Here is a 17,234-nt window from a genome sequence, read left to right on the forward strand (position 1 = left end):
TCCGTCCAATAAATAAAACAGATAAAATGAATCCAGACATTACGCGCCTTCTAAACGTGGAACTCTACAGTGAAGTGAGCCTTAACAGAAGATTAGTCCGGCGAAAAACCGGAATTCTATTACGCAACGAGTGTCTCAACTGAGATTGCTAAGCAATCCCGAATCAAAAATCAATTTGTGCAAAAGGTGGTGGCTCGTCACATTTGATTGGCACGGTAAAAAATCTACATATGAAAACAACTTCTTCGAAAGTTACGGTCCTTGAAAAAATCGGCTATAGTCTTGGTGATTTGGCCGCGAACCTGATTTTTCAAACCTTAATGACCTTTTTGGCATTCTTTTATACCGACGTATACAAAATTCCGCCGGGAACAGCATCAGCTATTATATTCACTGGTGGTATGATTGGCGCGTTTTTTAATCCGGTTATGGGTATTATCGCCGATCGGACTAATACACGCTGGGGTAAGTTCCGGCCCTGGATATTATGGACAGCTTTGCCATTCGGTATCATTGCCATACTGGCCTTCAGTACTCCCGACTTTAGCCCGGGGGGAAAAATTGCTTATGCACTGATTACGTACATTCTATTGGTCATTACCTATTCTGCCAATAACCTGCCTTATGCATCACTGAGTGGCGTGCTGACGGGCGATATGGCCGAACGTAACAGTATCTCGTCTTACCGCTTTGTTGCCGTAATGATTGCCCAGTTTATTGTGCAGGGATTGTTGTTGCCCCTCGTACTTATTCTGGGAGATGGAGACAAGACTAAAGGATTTGAACATACAATCGGCATCTTCGCTGTAACCGGGGTTATTTTCTTTTTGATTACGTTTCTGACTACACGCGAACGAATTTTGCCTAATCCGGAGCAGAAAACCAGTGTAAAAGATGATTTGAGAGATTTAATCAGGAACAGGCCCTGGATCATTATGCTCATCCTCACCATATTTGTTTTCATTACCTTATCACTTAAGGGGGGAATGTATGTTTATTATTTTGAAAATTACCTGAGCGCGAAACATCTGGCCGATTTCCTTCAGAATATTGGTTTCAATGATTTCATTAATGGATTGAACAATCTCCTCATCGGTATGGGACTGCATGGTTTTACCTGGCCAAAGGATGCCCCGACCTCCGGATTTAGCCTTTTCAACGGGGGAGGTATCATCATGATGATTGTGGGAATTGCTTTTTCCAAAAAACTGGCTGACAAATTTGGTAAGCGTGATGTTTTTGGAGCTAGTCTGTTTCTTTCGGCTGTGTGTCTGTTGCTTTTCCTCTTCTATAGTCCGCAATCTATTGCGCTGGTTTTCGGGACTCAACTTGCCCACGGATTCTTCTACGGAATATCTACTCCCTTATTATGGGCAATGATTGCCGATGTGGCCGACTATTCCGAGTGGAAGAACAAACGCAGGGCAACCGCCATTGTCTTTTCTGCCATGATTTTTGGTTTGAAAGCTGGTCTTAGCATTGGCGGGGCATTAGTTGCCGGTATCCTGGCTGTATACGGCTACGATCCACAATTACCGATTCAATCTCCCGGAACGATTACCGGCATAAAATTATCTGTCAGTGTTTTTCCTGCTTTGACTTTTTGTATTGGAGTCGCCTTTCTATTCCTCTATGAGATCGATAAGAAAAAGGAACTCCAAATTCAGAAAGATTTAATGCTTCGAAGAAAAGAGAATTTGTAAATAATAGATTGATTCTTATGAAAATGAATAAACAACGAAACCAAATCGCCGTGTTGTTATTGCTTGCTACTATAGTGATGAGTGGTTGTGCAAAGAGCCCGGATACTAAAAAAGAACCTACACTGAAAGATGCTTTTGCCGGTAAATTTTATATTGGTACGGCACTAAATATTCCACAGATACTTGGACGAGATTCTGCTTCCCTGAAGGTGGTTAAAAATCAGTTTGATGCGATCGTTGCTGAAAATTGTATGAAGAGCGGGCATCTGGAACCTCAGGAAGGTTTTTTTGACTTTTCGACGGCTGATAAGTTTGTCCAGTTTGGATTAGATAATCATTTGTTTGTCACCGGTCATACCTTAATCTGGCATTCTCAGGCTCCTCGGTGGTTCTTTACGGATAGTCTGGGACATGATGTATCACGCGACGTTATGATTGCGCGGATGAAGAATTACATATCCACTGTGGTGGGGCACTTCAAAGGAAAAGTTAAAGGATGGGACGTGGTTAATGAAGCGGTACTGGACGATGGTTCCTTACGGAAAAGCAAATTTTACCAAATTATTGGTCCCGATTTTATCAAGCTTGCTTTCGAATTCGCCCATGAAGCGGATCCAAACGCCGAACTATACTACAACGATTATTCGATGGCGAATCCGCAGAAAAGGGAAGGAGTTATTCGGATGGTGAAAGAGCTTCAGAGTGAGGGCGTCCGGATTGATGGCATTGGCATGCAAGGACATATTGGATTAACACATCCTGATATTGATGAGTTTGAAAAAAGCCTCGAAGCCTTTGCCAGTCTGGGGGTGCAAATAAATATCTCCGAATTGGATCTCTCTGTTCTACCTAACCCGGACTTCCATACAGGCGCGAATGTGTCTGATAATTTCAAGTATGATAAGAAATTGAATCCTTATGCAGAAGCACTTCCCGACAGTGTAGCTAAGGCATTCAACCAGCGCTGTCTCGACTTCTTCAACCTCTTTTTGAAGCATCAGGATGTAATCGAACGGGTTACGCTCTGGGGAGTAAACGACGGACAATCGTGGAAGAACAACTGGCCGGTCAGAGGTCGCACCGATTATCCGTTGTTATTCGATCGGAATAATCTGCCTAAACCTGTAGTAAAAGAAATTATTGATGCGGCGATGAATTATCCGAAAGCCGATTAAACTTATATAGCAATGAAAAAAGCAAGATACCTGGTTGAACACATGTATACCGCGGACCCGGCTGTACACGTTTTTAATGGCAAACTGTATATCTACCCTTCGCACGATATCGATGCGGGCATTCCCGAGAATGATAACGGCGACCATTTCGATATGCGTGACTATCACGTGTTTTCAATGGACTCCATTGAAGGGGAAGTGACCGATCATGGGGTTGCCTTGGACGTAAAGGATATTCCCTGGGCCGGAAGACAACTGTGGGATTGTGATGCAGCTTTTAAGAATGGGAAGTACTATTTGTACTTTCCGTTGAAGGACAAGACTGATATTTTCCGTATAGGTGTAGCTGTGAGTGAGAAACCTGAAGGACCTTTCGTTCCGCTTGATAATCCAATCAGAGGAAGTTATTCGATTGATCCCTGTGTTTTTTGTGATGACGATGGTACTCATTACATGTACTTTGGAGGCTTGTGGGGCGGACAATTGCAGCGCTACCGCGATAATAAAGCCATTGAATGCGGACAGCTTCCCGAGGACGGGCAGCCTGCATTGCCTTCGCGGGTGGTGAAACTCGATGACAATATGCTGGAATTTGCTGAAGAGCCGAAAGCTGTGGTTATACTGGACGACAACAGAGAGCCTCTGAAGGCAGGTGATAACGAACGCCGGTTCTTTGAGGCATCGTGGATACACAAATACAAAGGGAAATACTATTTCTCGTATTCAACAGGTGACACGCATAAGCTGTGCTATGCTATTGGTGACAATCCTTACGGTCCGTTTACTTACCAGGGAGTGATTCTTACACCGGTTGTTGGCTGGACTACTCATCACTCCATTGTGGAGTTTAAAGGCAAGTGGTACCTGTTTTATCACGATAGTGTCCCGTCGGGTGGCAAAACATGGTTGCGAAGTATGAAAGTGATTGAACTGGAATATACAGAAGACGGGGGCATTGAAACGATTGAAGGAATAGAAGATTAGAGTTCGAGATACCTAATGTATCTGTCAGAATAAACACTTCCAAAGTTGTTATAGAAATAGGTTTAGTTAGTTTTGTTTCAGTTAGCTTGATTAGTAAATATCGGAAGCTCCTTAAAAAGAAGCTTCCGATTATTTATTTAGCACAGGTTATTCTGGTATGTTCATTTACATTCTTCAGCCATTTAAGATTAAAGATATTTCCAGGTAGTTATGAATGACAGTTTATAACAATAGAGCATACTGTGACGGAATATGCACTGTCGCTAAAAGAAGTTGTGAATGAGTTGTATAGCTGATGATTGAATCATCACAGGAAGATGTTAAATGATGCTTAATGTCCGAACGGTGAAAACTTATACTGTTCTCTTGTCATCTTTATACTGTTCTTTTTCCATCTTTCTACGTAGAAAGGAGGATCACTTCTACGTAGAAAGATGGAGACTTCTACTTATAAAGATGAGAACTTCTACGTAGAAGTTTTTGACACGAATCGCAGAAGGTTTTGGACTTGTTATTTCGTCGTTCAAAAGTGAACTTCATTCCACGGAAAATTCGCTTTATTCTTATCGGATACAACTACAATTATCTTCTTGATTTTTGAATTATAGCAAACAAAAAAAGCCGTCCGAAATAATGGGACGGCCTTTGTAGTAGTTGGTTGTTTGATTAAGGTTTGCTTTTATTCCTTATTGCATGTCGTTATTTATCAAACTACATTTTACTTACTTCAATAACATCGCCTTTTCGGGTCGGGACATCATACTCGTATACTTTTTTTAATTTGGGCATGTCTAACGGAACTTCCGAGTGCACCAGCGGACTCTTCTGAGCCGGAATGGCGAAAAAAGGATTGGGATTCTGCCCTTTTGCTTTCGTCAGACCTTTACCTTTTAGCGGAACATATGAGCGCAGGCGACAATTACCTCCTTCGGTTGAACGGATGGTTGCATGGGCCAGTCCACCGTTTTCCCATTTCAAGTCGACTGTGAAACCGCCGCGGGCCCTGAGTCCGGTTACGCTACCTTTCTGCCATGCCGTTGGAAGCGCCGGCAAGAGTTGAACGGCGCCATCCTGGCTTTGTAACAGCATCTCTGCAATACCCGAGGTACAACCGAAGTTACCGTCAATCTGGAAAGGGGGATGGGCATCGAACAGGTTGGGGTAGGTACCTCCGCCTTCCATTCCTCTCGAATGGTTCACCGGTCTTAGCTGATCTGTGATTAATTTATAGGCATGGTTTCCGTCGAGCAGCCGCGCCCAGAGGTTTACTTTCCATCCCATCGACCATCCGGTCGATTCGTCGCCACGTGCCAGTAGCGATGTTCTGGCAGCAGAAAACAATTCTGGGGTACGGTACGGCGAAATTTGATTCGACGGGTATAAGCCGTACAAATGCGATACATGGCGGTGATGATCACTAGGACTATCCCAGTCGTGCAACCACTCCTGTAACTGCCCCCAACGCCCTATTTGCATCGGAGGAAGACGTTTGATGGCATCCTGCAGCCGGGCAACAAAGGCATCGTCGGTATGCAGGATTTTTGCGGCCATCATGGTTTTTGTAAACAGATCGAACGCCAGCTGATTATCCATGGTCGCGCCGGCCGTTAAAGCAGTGTGGTGTCCCGGCGGAATATGCTCCGGCGAAATGGAGGGACAAACGACCAGCCAGTGATGTTCCGGCTCTTCCACCATGAAATCGAGCAGAAACTCTGCCGCTCCTTTCACTACCGGATAGATGGACTTCAGGTACTCTTTATCGCCACCGAAAGCGTATTTGTAGAACAGATGCTGTGAAAGCCACACGCCGCCCATGGGCCACATTCCCCAGTTGGCTCCGTCTATGGGGCCGGTAATGCGCCAAATATCAGTATTATGATGGGCTGTCCAGCCACCGGCTCCGTACATATCCTCTGCGGTTTTTCTTCCGGTTTGCGAAAGTTCGCGGACCATCTGAATCAGGGGCTCATTCATCTCCGTCAGGTTGGTGACTTCCGACGGCCAGTAGTTCATCTCGGTATTGATGTTGATGGTATATTTGCTGTCCCATGGCGGGAAAAGCTGGTTGTTCCATATTCCTTGCAGGTTCGCCGGCTGTCCTCCCGGTCGCGAAGAGGAGATGAGCAGGTAGCGGCCAAACTGGAAGTACAGAGCTACCAGTTGCGGATCATTATCGCCGGCAAATTGCGCGAGGCGAACATCGGTGGGATTTTTCACCGAATCCGTTACGCCCAGGTCGAGTTTTACCCGTTGAAAATATTTCCGGTAGTCGGCTGTGCTGGTTTTCTGAATCTGCTCGTAACTTTTTTTCAGCGCCTGCTGAAGATAGGAACTTGCCAGTGCATCGGCATTGCCACTGATGTCATTGTCGTTTTTAAAGTTGGTGGCAATGGAGATGTAGATGGTTGCCGCATCGGCATTGGAAACATTCACGACGGTATCATTGGCGGATACTGTACCGCCCCGGGGAACCACTTTTACCCGGGCTTCGAACCGGACAGCGCCTTTAACTGTTTCGTGGTCGCTTGTTGTACCCGACAGCACGAGTTCGTCGTTCCCCTGTGTTGACAGGTTGAGCATTTTCGACGCTCCCGGACGGTCCATCGTGGCAGAAAAGCTTACGGCACCCGGCTTATCGGCCGAAATTCGGGCAACAATTACCTGGTCGGGATACGAGGACAGTACATGCGTAGTATAATGTACGCCGTTCACGTTATAACGACTGGTCGCCACAGCTTTGTCGATGTCGAGTTCACGGTAGTAGCCCGAGTAATTTTCATGTTCCGGAAAGGAAAGCCGGAGGTTTCCCACCGTTTGATAGGGCATGCCCTGGGACTTTTTGCTGATAAAATCCTGGTTAACCAGCGTCTCTACTTCTTTGTATTTCCCTTCGAAAATCAATTTGCGGACTTCGGGCAAGGCCTCTCTGGCCTTCGGGTTATCGTTCCTGTTGGGTTGACCAGCCCATACCGTGCTCTCGTTCAGTTGAATGGTTTCGTGGCACGGGTCGCCAAAAACCATGGCCCCCAGACGGCCGTTTCCAACCGGCAGAGCTTCGACCCATTGTTTGGCCGGGTGCAGGTACCAAAGCTTCAAAAGTGAGTCGTTTTGAGCGTAGGCTCCGGCAATAGCCCCCATCACGAGCCAGAATAAAAGGATTCTCTTCACGGTTACTATTTTTTGATTTCCACTTTTATCTGGGTAAACGAATGGGGAAGAAATGAATAGGTCAACCCGTTTTTGTTTGTTTTAATTTCCTTCGTTACCGGAATATATTGTGATTGTTTATCGAATGAGAACGGGGCCTCGAGCGACTGACTGTCGATGATGCCGGCCACTGCTTTCCCTGTCATTTCGCCGGAGGTGGGCAGTATGTCGGCGGTAATTGCCTTGTCCTTGTTCCGGTTAATCACGTTGATGTAAAGTGTTTGGGTTTCGGGCGAATAGACCGACGTAACGTCGAGGTATGGAATGCCTTTGTATTTTTCGGTATTGAAGGTATCGCAGGCCACATAGGTATCGACCGAATTGCCCAGGCAATTGTTGGAAAATGACTTGAAGATATAGAACAGCGGCGTTTTATAAGTTCCTTTTTCGCGGTCGCTTCCCAGCAATGAAGTGAACATGGTAAAGTTGGCCATCTTCACCACATCGGCATGACGAACAAAGGAGTTCAGGCATTGTGCCACGGACAGTACTGACCGGAAATTACTCCCGAAAGCGCCATATTCATCTACCGAAACATAAATCGGGTTGGTGAAGTCTTTCTTTGTTTTGGCGGTTTGAATCTCATCGGCGGTTATGCGAATCTTCTCGTCAAAATCCATCGCACTTTGCCCCATGTAGGTGTAATAGTCGGGCGACTTTTCCCAGTAACGGTGAATGGAGAGGTAATTAATCTTATCGCCGAGGCCTTCCAGTACCTTCCGGTTCCAGTCAATCCATTTGCCGGTACTTTCGTAGTACGACGATCCGGAAGCGACAAAACGGATGGTCGGGTCGATGGACTTCATTGCCTTGGCGGCTTCCCTTGCTGTCTTAACGTAGTCTTCGGCCGTTTTGTGGCCCAGTTCCCACGGGGCGCCGTCTACTTCGTTGCCGAGGTCCCATATTTTGATGTTGTAAGGTTCTTTATGCCCGTATTTAATGCGCAAATCGGAGTAGTAGGTGCCTTTCGGGTAGTTGCAGTATTCCAGCCAATGGCATGCGTTTTGGATGTCGCCAAGGCCGAGGTTGACACATACCACGTTGTCACTTCCGATGGACTTATTTAATTCCACCCATTCGTCGGTTCCTACGTGGTTGTTGTCGGTACCGCCCCAGGCCATATTCACGCGAACGGGGCGTTGGCTTTTCGGCCCGATACCATCCTCCCAGTTATAGGCCATAACGTAGTTTCCGCCCGGCCAGCGCATGTTGGTTACCTTGAGTTCTTTCCCGGCATCAATGTAATCCTTGCGGAAGCCGTCTTTATCGGCAAGCGGGGAAGAGGGATCGTACAAATTCCCGTAAAGGGTATTGAAGCTTACCGTATCGGGTAATCCCATCCTTGCTCCGTTAAAGTGGATAGGCTCCATAAATACACCATAAATATTCGGATCAATCTTTCCGATAGTCCGGTCAACATCGATTCTAATTTTAGCTGTTTGGGCACTCAGGAAAAGAGGAAGAGCAAGGCCCAAAAGTGTGAATACTTTTTTCATGAAAGATATTTTTATTGATTTAGTTTTTTCTTACCGTTTAAATTGAACCCAGTCAATTTCGACCAGTGAGTTGGATTGTTGTACAACGACCAGGTTGTGAACTCCTCTTTGATAGTTCGAAACGGGCACATCGGTGGTTGCCCATTGGTTTCCTTTGGGGATTTTTACTTCAGACAACAGAGGACCGTCAGGTTTGTCCAACCGTATCTGTATTTTTCCTCCCTGTTGTGACATGGCCCTTACCTGAACGGACTTGAGTTTTTTATTCCCGAAGTCGACGGCATTGTACCGGAGCCAGGCGCCCTGGGTATTGAACAGGGTCTTCCAGCCTTTGAAGGTATCGAGCGAATCGAGGAATGCAACGGATACACCCTTTCCGCTGATGTGGCTGTACCTGTCAATCTGGATTTCGCGGGTTGCCTGGGTTATTCCCACTCCGCGTAACGTCGGTGTTACTTTTTGTATGGTACCGTCAGGATTGAAGAACAGGCTGTCAATACAAATCGACCGATTTTTATCAAAGTGAGGAGAATAAGCATCCTGGTGATAGAAAAGATACCACTGATTCTTATATTGAATCATTGATTGATGGTTCGTCCAGCAATGCATTGGCGATTCATCCATGACGACTCCGGCAACTTTGAATGGTCCCACAGGGCTGTCTCCTATTGCATATTCAAGCCGCTCAATACTGTGCTCAACATGCGGATAAGTCAGGTAGTAAATTCCCTTTCGTTCGAATAAATAAGGGCCTTCTTTCAATCCTTTTTGAGGAAGGTTTTCAATCTTCTGAGGTTCTGAGGCCAGTTCCAGCATGTTGTCTTTCAGTTTGGCCACATAAATATTTCCCATTGCCCAATAGAGATAGGCCTGCCCGTCTTTGTCGATAAACACGTTCGGATCAATACCATGGACTCCTTCAATAGGCTTTGCCTGCGGAACATACGGGCCTTCCGGTTTGTCGGCGATAGCCACACCAATGCCGAAGTTCTTTCTGCCGTTGGGGCCGACAGTCTTAGTGTTGGCCGGGAAATAGAAGTAATACTTCCCGTTCCGTTCGATGCAATCGGGTGCCCACATGCTGTAGGATGTTGAATCGACCCAGGGGACATTGTATTGGCTCACCACGATGCCATGATCCGTCCAATCCGTCAGGTTGGAGGATGAAAACACATGATAGTCTTCCATGCAGAACCATTTCTCTCTCAGTCCTTTCCCGGGAGGCGTAGGAATATCGTGCGACGGAAACACATACACTTTACCGTTAAACACCCGGGCCGAAGGATCGGCAGAAAACTGATCCCGAACGATGGGATTCTGAGCGTGAGTATTGTTCAGGAAGAAGAGCGTCAGTACAATTAGTACGGATAGTTTGCGATGGTGTTTTTTCATTGGTTTAAGCTTTTGATTGAAGAAATGATTTGGCAGATTTAAAATTTCGGCGATTACCTGTGATTTTTATTTAAGTCGATTTCAATTCTGTCTATGTCAGGCGCCCAGTCTGTAGCATTTGAAATGCGAATGATATTGTATCCTTTAAGCAATTTAACCGGCAGCGTTTCCCGGGCAATTTTGTCCCATCCGCCCGAGTTGAGGCAGGAGAGGGGGATATCGGTTCCGTTGACAGAAAGCGTTGCGTTACGGTCTTCTCCTGATAAGTAGTAAAGGGAGAGGTTGTATTGGCCGGCTTTCCGGGCGAAGACATGTTGAAATTCGATATAATTATCGGGCCGGTTACCGATTTGAATGACTTTTGCCTTACCGGAGCAAATACTGTCTCCAGCAGGTTTTGCCAGACCCGGAACTGTCTCACCGTTTTGTGTCAGGTTGAAGTCGTTGAGCCACGCATACTCCGCTTCAAAGACATCTTTCAGCCTCGTTTTATGAGCTGTTACCTTAATGAATGAAATACCGTGGCCCGGTACGGTTGCTGAATACACCGAATCTCTTGAACCCAAATCTGCACGAGCCCAGAGGTCGCGTACTTTAGCGCTTCCAACGATATTTAAGTCTTTCCATTTAACCGAAATCGTTGCCGGAGTGATGCTCTGATTCAATAACGCCACGGCAAATTCCTTACTTTGCCGCCCGTTCAGATGCTTTGCCCAAACCTGCAGACTGTCTTGTTCATACAGCAAATGAGCCTGTAAGCCCGTTGTATCTTGATTGACGGCGATAACCTCCGGGTTGGTAATGATAGCCTTCGTTTCATCGCTCATTTTGGTCATGTCAAGACCTAGTACCAAAGGCGACGAAAGGATGCACCACATCGAGAAGTGACTTCTGTCTTCACTGGCAGTCATTCCCCGGCCAACTTCCAGCATGTCCATATCATTATAATGACCCGGACTGGCATAGGGAGCCAGGTATTTGCTCAGGTTAATAATACTAATGATACTCTTCCATTTGGGTTTGGAACCGGGAACATAGTTGATGTCATGCGACATTCGCCATGAACTGGCTATTCGGGTAACCCAGGTACCGGGGAATTGCCATCGGCAAACGTTAAAGTTGATATTTGTGCGACCCGTGTTGTCAATCGCTTTGCGAATTGCGGTATACCTTGTTTTTTCGTCGAGCTTTTGCTTCAGGCCGCCGCAATAATCTACCTTCAGGAAATCGAATCCCCATGTTTTAAAAATCAGGTCGATGTCTTGCTGGTCGTGACCGTAAAGTCCGCCACCAACACCACCGGGCTGATGGCTGTATATCGAACCGCAGGTGTTTTCTCCGGCTTCTGTATAAAAGCCAGCTTTTAATCCTTTGGAGTGAATATAATCGGCCACAGCTTTCATTCCGTCAGGGAATTTCACCGAATCAATTCTTAACTTTCCGTCGGGATAGCGACCATCGAAGAAACCATCATCGATGTTGATGTATTGAAATCCTGCAGCCGATAATCCTGATGATACCATGGCGTCGGCTTGCCTTTCAATCAGGCTTTCGCTGATATGGGGACCGAACTGATTCCAACTGGCCCATCCCATTAGCGGTGTCTGGGAATGGTTGGTATCCGACTTATGCTGAGCTTTAACCGGAACGGAAAGAAGGAAAGCAAGCAGTGAGGATATCACCACTTTTCTCATTGCTGTCATCCGATATCTTCCGGGTGTTGATTTATGTGTTATCATCGGTTTGGATAATTGTCTGTGGTATTACTTATTTTACTTTTCTGACGAAATGTGATTAGTTATGTGGAAATAATCGAAATCGACATGACCGCCGGGGGTTTGGGTAGCATAATTGAATAATCCGAACCGGTACCCCATGAACTGCGGAATAGTGTATTGCATTTGAAGTTGTGCTCCGATTGATTTCCACAATTTGCCATCGAGGCTATAGAAAAAATGCGCTTTGTCGGTACGGTTTCTGAAATCGCACTCAGCTTTCAGGTAAACTGTTTTCTGGTTTAACGGAATACTTGTAATCTCAACCGGCTTTCCTGATTCGGCACTTACCATCACAATCGATTTCCCGCCTTTCTTGAATTTCACTCCTACCAGTCCGTACTTTTTCTGCAAAAGGGCCAGTCCGGCAAAATCGCCTTCTTTCATGTTCGACACATCAATTGATGTAGTCCCGGAGCATACCGGTCCGATTGTACGTTGAGTCAGGGTGTTTCGGGCCATCAGGAAACTGGTATCAACACGGCCGGTTGTCAGGCGCAGGTACCCTTTTCGTTGGGTTACCGACCATAATTTATTGTCGGGGTTGTGGTTCCATTGCCAAACCAAAGGCAACGCCGCTTCACCTTTGCTCCGGCTAAAATCATCGGAGTTAACAATTCCCGGAATTAAGCTTTTATTGGGCGGCAATCCCGGCAGGACCTCGGGCACTTTACCGTCGACGCCCAACACAGGCCAGCCATTTTCCCATTTTACGGGAACCAGATACGGAATACGTCCAACGGAGCCATGATCCTGGAACAGATAGGCAAACCATCTTCCATCCGGTGTATCTATCAAGCCACCCTGAGCTACTCCTTTGTCCTGCAGTCCCAGTTTCCCTTCATAAGGACCCGCAATTTTATCGGCCCGGTGAATCACAACGGTACGCATTCCACCGCGCGGCCAGGTAATATTAAACAAGTAGTATTTACCATTCACTTTGAACAGCTGGGAGCCTTCGGCACCAAGCATGATGTTGGAACCTGCCGGCGCGCTTGCATTCTCGATGAGCACCCGATCCGAGCCTTCTTTCACACCTGAAAGGTCCTTTTTCAATTCAACCATGTGAAGTTTTCCGGCACCGTAAATCATGTAAATGCGGCCATCATCATCAAAAAACAGCGAGTTATCGTGGAAGCTGGGTCGGAAGGAAGATTCCTTCCACGGACCTTTCTCTATGTCCTTTGTAGAATAGATGTAGGTTTTCCCGGTTGTTTGAGAGAAGGTGGAAACGTAGTACGTTCCGTTGTGGTATCGCAGGCTGCTGGCCCAGGAACCCCTTCCGTATGAACTTTTTCCATTCACCAGGTTCAGTGCATCCACATTGGCAAGGGTGTCGTAGGCATAACTCACAATTTGCCAGTTGACAAGGTCTTTCGATTTCATGATCGGCACTCCCGGACTCATGTGCATCGTCGTGCTACTCATGTAATAGGTGTCGCCCACCCGAATCATTGACTCGTCCGGCACATCGGCGTAAATGATGGGGTTGTGAGCTGATTTTTCCTGAGCAACTGCTTTTATGGATATCCCCGCAAGCAGGATGATGAAGATGATATGTAGTTTTTTCATGGTAACGTATTTTGACTTACTTAGCGTTTAATCGTTGTAACACCTTGGTCAAAAGATTATTTGACTGGTTTTACTCCCTTCTTTGTCTGTATTACTTTCTTTATCGTTCCGTCCGGATTGTAATACATATAGTCGACACATATCGAACGTCGGTAACTTCCTCCCGTCGGAAGTGCTCCGTTGTGATAAAAGAAGTAGGTCTTGCCGTGATAGTCGATGATGCCGGGATGGGTTGTGAAGCTGTTCTCGACATTTCCTTCGATGATTCCCCGGTAGGTCCACGGCCCTTCCGGACTTTCCGCCGTGCAGTACTCAATCATTTCCGGTTTGGTTCCGGCACCGGCATAAACCAAATAATACAAGCCTTTTCGTTTATAAACCCAGGGGCCTTCGATGTAGTGTTTGGGCTTAAACGTATGGATGGGACCGTCAGCTTCAATCATATTATCTTTTAACTTAATCCACTTGCAACTCCCGTTTCCCCAGAATAGATAGGCCTGCCCGTCGTCGTCGATAAATACAGTTGGGTCGATATCATCCCAGCCGTATTTCATGTCGGTTGTCATTTCGTTCGTGATGAGCGCTTTTCCAATAGCATCCTTAAACGGGCCGGTCGGCCTGTCGGAAACAGCCACGCCAATAGCCGCCCCTCCGTTACTGTTTTTGTCCTTTTTGTGAAAAGTCGCCACATACCAATAGAATTTGCCATTACGATAGATACATTGTGCAGCGTAGGCATCTCCGGTAGCCCAGGAAAAGTTTTTCGGGGATAAGCAGGCACCATAATCTTTCCAGTGAACCATATCCGTAGACGAGAAAACATGCCAGTCTGGCATGTGATAATTGGTTGCCGTTACAGATGCTGTATCGTGTCCGGTATACAGGAAAACCGTATCGTGGTATACCATCGGAGCCGGATCGGCTGTAAACAATTTGGTGATGATAGGATTCTGTGCTCGCCCGCTTTCAACTGTCACCATCGCAATTAAAATCAGGATGTACGTTTTTAGCTGTTTTTTCATCTCGAACAATATTTTGATTTAGTTCATCTTTATTTCAATTCTTTTTCCGGTATATGCGGAATGATATCCAGCACACCCTTGCCGAGTTGTATGGAAAGGCGATCATCCTGCAGCGTATATGTTTGATATGCCTTTCCGAATGCAATGGAAGGTATCAGGCAAATCAGCGCAACCACAATCTATTTCGCCCAGGCTTCACCTTCCGGTGTTCTTCTCCATTTGAAATACTCATCCAAAACCTGTAAAGATTTTGCGCTGGGCACTGGTCCCACATGTGGTGTCTGACTGAAATACATCACTTCCGGGTTGGCATCGCTAAAAGCAGGCCATTTGGGAAGTCCTTCACCGTTCGGATCACCGTATTTGGCAAAGTTGGTCCAATAGGTTGCCATGGCATCTGAGATTTTCACATCTGTCGCAGAGGTATGCGGACTATTGGGGTCGATATGATTGAATACGTAAGCCACTTCCTGCCCGTGAGGCGAGCCGTGACCAGCCCATGGAGAATCTTTGGGGTAGTCAGGGTGCTGGTCGAAGTAATAATAGAAAACTTTTGATTTGCCGGTTTCCGATTGAAGCCGAGCCCAACTCCATGTTTGCCATCCAAATGCGGCGTCACGCATCAGGTCGCGTGCTGTTTTCGGTACTGTATTCGTTCCGGCCGGATAAGCTTTGATTAATTCATCGGCAAATTTACCATAGCGTTTCTTTACATTGGCAATATAATCTTCGGGTGTTTTGTAATGTGAAAAACTAGCCCCTTCATCCGAGTTATACCCGATTAGAACTGGAACATCATTATATTTTCCTTCTTCGTAAAGATTGTGCTGGTCGCCGGGAATGACATAGCCATCTACAATTGGCCAACCACTAGCCATTGCCCAGCCTGAAGGGATAAACTTTTCAGCATCCATCTGACGAAGTTCGGCAATGGATGACGCACCAAGTTTATGCATGTAGGCTTCGCCATCTGCTTCCGCTTGTTTGAGCGTTTTCATATTTTCACCGGGGTAAGTTGTCGGTCGTGTTGGCCCAAATGAACCACCGCTTTCAGAGATCGCTCCTTCGAACAATCCTTTGGCCAACGGTGAGGCACACAGCATACTCACGGAAATTCCGCCTGCGGACTCGCCGAAAATGGTCACCTTATTCGGGTCGCCACCAAATGCGGCAATATTTTTCCTAATCCATTTTAATCCGGCTATCTGGTCAAGTATTCCATAATTCCCGGAAACGTGATTGGGGCTTTCAGCACTCAATTCGGGATGAGCTAAAAATCCAAGCTGACCGACCCGATAGGCTATACTTACCAACACGACACCTTTTTTTGCCAGTTTCGCTCCGTCATATCCCGGTTCTGACGTGGAGCCAAAGCTAAAGCCTCCACCATAAATCCAAACGAGTACCGGAATCTTGTCATTGGCTGATTTTGCCGGAGTCCATACGTTCAAATACAGACAATCTTCACTTTTACCCGACGGAGGATTTCCTGCCTGCATGGGGGCCGGGGCAAATTTAGTTGCCTCTCTCACACCTTCCCATTTTGCTGCGGGTTGAGGTGCTTTCCAGCGCAAGTCACCTACTGGAGGCGCCGCAAAGGGAATACCTTTAAAAATTGTCAGACTATCGGTGACTGTTCCCTGCAAAATTCCTTGTTCCACTCTAACTTGTCCGGGGGGGAGAGAGGTGTTGCATCCCCACGCAAGGATCATGATTGATACAAGTAAAAAAGTTATTCGTTTCATTGGTTTCTTAGTCTTTTATTTAAATAATAATGGTGCCAATTCATGCAAGCTGCGCCGCCAGGTCAGGAACTCGTGCGCTGTACCTTCTGACACATAGGAAACCGCATTGAATCCGGCTTCTTTAAGTGCAGTAACCGCATTCTTAACCGCATCGGGTCTTTCTTTGCTGCCGCAACTTATAAAGATGAGTTTAACCTTTGATTTGTCTTTGATTTCCTCCGGCTTGTATAAACCGCCACTCAACAAGGCATAATAAGAAAATACTTCGGGCTTGTTTAGCGTGATCATGTGTGTTTCCATGCCACCCATTGAAAGTCCGGCCATTGCCCGATGAGCCTGGTCGGCTTTTGTCCTGAAATGCTTATCAACGTAAGGGATCAACTCTTCAGTCAAAACGGTCTGGAATGGTTTGATATCGAAATTCCGGAGTCCTCCGAATCTGATTTCGTTGGTCATTCCATAAGTCGTTACAATGATGAACGGTTTGATTTTACCTTCAGCAATCAGGTTGTCCATAATCAAATTAGCGTGCCCCTGATTGAACCATGCTGTTTCGTTTTCGCCCCAGCCGTGTTGCAGGTACAGAACAGGATACCGTTGGTTCACATCTTTATCGTAAGTGGGAGGCGTGTAGACAAAAGCTCTACGAACCGAATTGGTGCTTTTCGAAGGAAAAAGAATTTGCTGAACATTCCCGTGAGGCACATCTTTCAGTGCGTAAAAATCCTGGTCATGGGCTGGTATCTCGATGCCACTTTCCCAACGGGTTGAACCATAAAAATTACATGCTCCGGGGTCGTTGAAAACACCGCCATCAATTGTTACATGATAGTAGTGGAAACCTTCGTCCATCGGGCCTGCCGTGGTTCCCATCCAGGAGCCATCTTTGGCTTTTGTGAGGGGAGTGCCGCCTTTGGTACCACCGAGGCCCAGACTTACGACAACACTTTGCGCGTCCGGAGCTTCAATGCGAAACCGGGCATAGCCTTGTGAGTTGACCATCGGATATTTTTTCCCGGGTTGATTGAGACTTGAAGATTTGAAATCTTCTTTGATCGCTGACTGGCTGGTCTGCGCTACACACGGCGAACCGGCCAACAGAAGTAGGAATGCAAGAATTGTCAGATGAGTTTTCATTGTTTTATTGTTATAGGTTATGATTC

Annotated in this window: 11 protein-coding genes; 3 read left to right on the forward strand and 8 right to left on the reverse strand. The window is 46.4% G+C overall.

The annotated features are described in order from the left end of the window. The first annotated feature begins 230 nt into the window (after window positions 1-230). From T426_RS0103640 to T426_RS0103650, 3 genes are read left to right on the forward strand one after another with little or no spacing between them, the layout of a single operon-like run. Window positions 231-1,703, forward strand: coding sequence for an MFS transporter (locus T426_RS0103640; RefSeq protein WP_025864156.1), 1,473 nt, complete (start codon window positions 231-233; stop codon window positions 1,701-1,703). A gap of 17 nt (window positions 1,704-1,720) precedes the next feature. Further along, the gene (locus T426_RS0103645) at window positions 1,721-2,878 is read left to right on the forward strand and encodes an endo-1,4-beta-xylanase (RefSeq protein ID WP_025864157.1); all 1,158 of its coding nucleotides are present in this window, start codon (window positions 1,721-1,723) and stop codon (window positions 2,876-2,878) included. A 12-nt stretch (window positions 2,879-2,890) separates the two neighbouring features. After that, window positions 2,891-3,862, forward strand: coding sequence for a glycoside hydrolase family 43 protein (locus tag T426_RS0103650; protein WP_025864158.1), 972 nt, complete (start codon window positions 2,891-2,893; stop codon window positions 3,860-3,862). 711 nt (window positions 3,863-4,573) lie between these two features. On the opposite strand, the gene T426_RS0103655 is transcribed toward T426_RS0103650, so the two are convergent. From T426_RS0103655 to T426_RS0103695, 8 genes are all read right to left on the reverse strand, one after another. Beyond that, the gene (locus T426_RS0103655) at window positions 4,574-7,030 is read right to left on the reverse strand and encodes a glycoside hydrolase family 95 protein (protein WP_027585293.1); all 2,457 of its coding nucleotides are present in this window, start codon (window positions 7,028-7,030) and stop codon (window positions 4,574-4,576) included. Between the two features lie 5 nt (window positions 7,031-7,035). Then, the gene (locus T426_RS0103660) at window positions 7,036-8,565 is read right to left on the reverse strand and encodes an alpha-L-arabinofuranosidase C-terminal domain-containing protein (RefSeq protein WP_027585294.1); all 1,530 of its coding nucleotides are present in this window, start codon (window positions 8,563-8,565) and stop codon (window positions 7,036-7,038) included. A 30-nt stretch (window positions 8,566-8,595) separates the two neighbouring features. Beyond that, the gene (locus T426_RS0103665; RefSeq protein ID WP_082229519.1) at window positions 8,596-9,957 is read right to left on the reverse strand and encodes a family 43 glycosylhydrolase; all 1,362 of its coding nucleotides are present in this window, start codon (window positions 9,955-9,957) and stop codon (window positions 8,596-8,598) included. Between the two features lie 53 nt (window positions 9,958-10,010). Further along, a complete protein-coding gene (locus T426_RS0103670) occupies window positions 10,011-11,696 on the reverse strand; it encodes an alpha-galactosidase D (protein ID WP_082229520.1) in 1,686 nt (561 codons plus the stop codon). A 33-nt stretch (window positions 11,697-11,729) separates the two neighbouring features. Then, window positions 11,730-13,304, reverse strand: coding sequence for a glycoside hydrolase family 43 protein (locus T426_RS0103675; protein ID WP_025864159.1), 1,575 nt, complete (start codon window positions 13,302-13,304; stop codon window positions 11,730-11,732). A 56-nt stretch (window positions 13,305-13,360) separates the two neighbouring features. Further along, a complete protein-coding gene (locus T426_RS0103680) occupies window positions 13,361-14,326 on the reverse strand; it encodes a glycoside hydrolase family 43 protein (RefSeq protein ID WP_025864160.1) in 966 nt (321 codons plus the stop codon). Between the two features lie 179 nt (window positions 14,327-14,505). Next, complete coding sequence (locus T426_RS0103690; RefSeq protein WP_025864161.1) at window positions 14,506-16,071, reverse strand: carboxylesterase/lipase family protein; 1,566 nt, start codon at window positions 16,069-16,071, stop codon at window positions 14,506-14,508. Between the two features lie 15 nt (window positions 16,072-16,086). After that, complete coding sequence (locus T426_RS0103695) at window positions 16,087-17,208, reverse strand: alpha/beta hydrolase-fold protein (RefSeq protein ID WP_025864162.1); 1,122 nt, start codon at window positions 17,206-17,208, stop codon at window positions 16,087-16,089. Between the last annotated feature and the right edge of the window lie 26 nt (window positions 17,209-17,234).

The organism is Prolixibacter bellariivorans ATCC BAA-1284 (genome assembly GCF_000621705.1).
Classification (GTDB): Bacteria; Bacteroidota; Bacteroidia; order Bacteroidales; family Prolixibacteraceae; genus Prolixibacter; species Prolixibacter bellariivorans.

Coding starts and splice junctions, on each gene's coding strand:
- T426_RS0103645 (WP_025864157.1), top strand. CDS start 1,721: ATGAAAATGAATAAACAACGAAACCAAATCGCCGTGTTGTTATTGCTT.
- T426_RS0103670 (WP_082229520.1), bottom strand. CDS start 11,696: ATGATAACACATAAATCAACACCCGGAAGATATCGGATGACAGCAATG.
- T426_RS0103675 (WP_025864159.1), bottom strand. CDS start 13,304: ATGAAAAAACTACATATCATCTTCATCATCCTGCTTGCGGGGATATCC.
- T426_RS0103650 (WP_025864158.1), top strand. CDS start 2,891: ATGAAAAAAGCAAGATACCTGGTTGAACACATGTATACCGCGGACCCG.
- T426_RS0103665 (WP_082229519.1), bottom strand. CDS start 9,957: ATGAAAAAACACCATCGCAAACTATCCGTACTAATTGTACTGACGCTC.
- T426_RS0103660 (WP_027585294.1), bottom strand. CDS start 8,565: ATGAAAAAAGTATTCACACTTTTGGGCCTTGCTCTTCCTCTTTTCCTG.
- T426_RS0103640 (WP_025864156.1), top strand. CDS start 231: ATGAAAACAACTTCTTCGAAAGTTACGGTCCTTGAAAAAATCGGCTAT.
- T426_RS0103690 (WP_025864161.1), bottom strand. CDS start 16,071: ATGAAACGAATAACTTTTTTACTTGTATCAATCATGATCCTTGCGTGG.
- T426_RS0103695 (WP_025864162.1), bottom strand. CDS start 17,208: ATGAAAACTCATCTGACAATTCTTGCATTCCTACTTCTGTTGGCCGGT.
- T426_RS0103680 (WP_025864160.1), bottom strand. CDS start 14,326: ATGAAAAAACAGCTAAAAACGTACATCCTGATTTTAATTGCGATGGTG.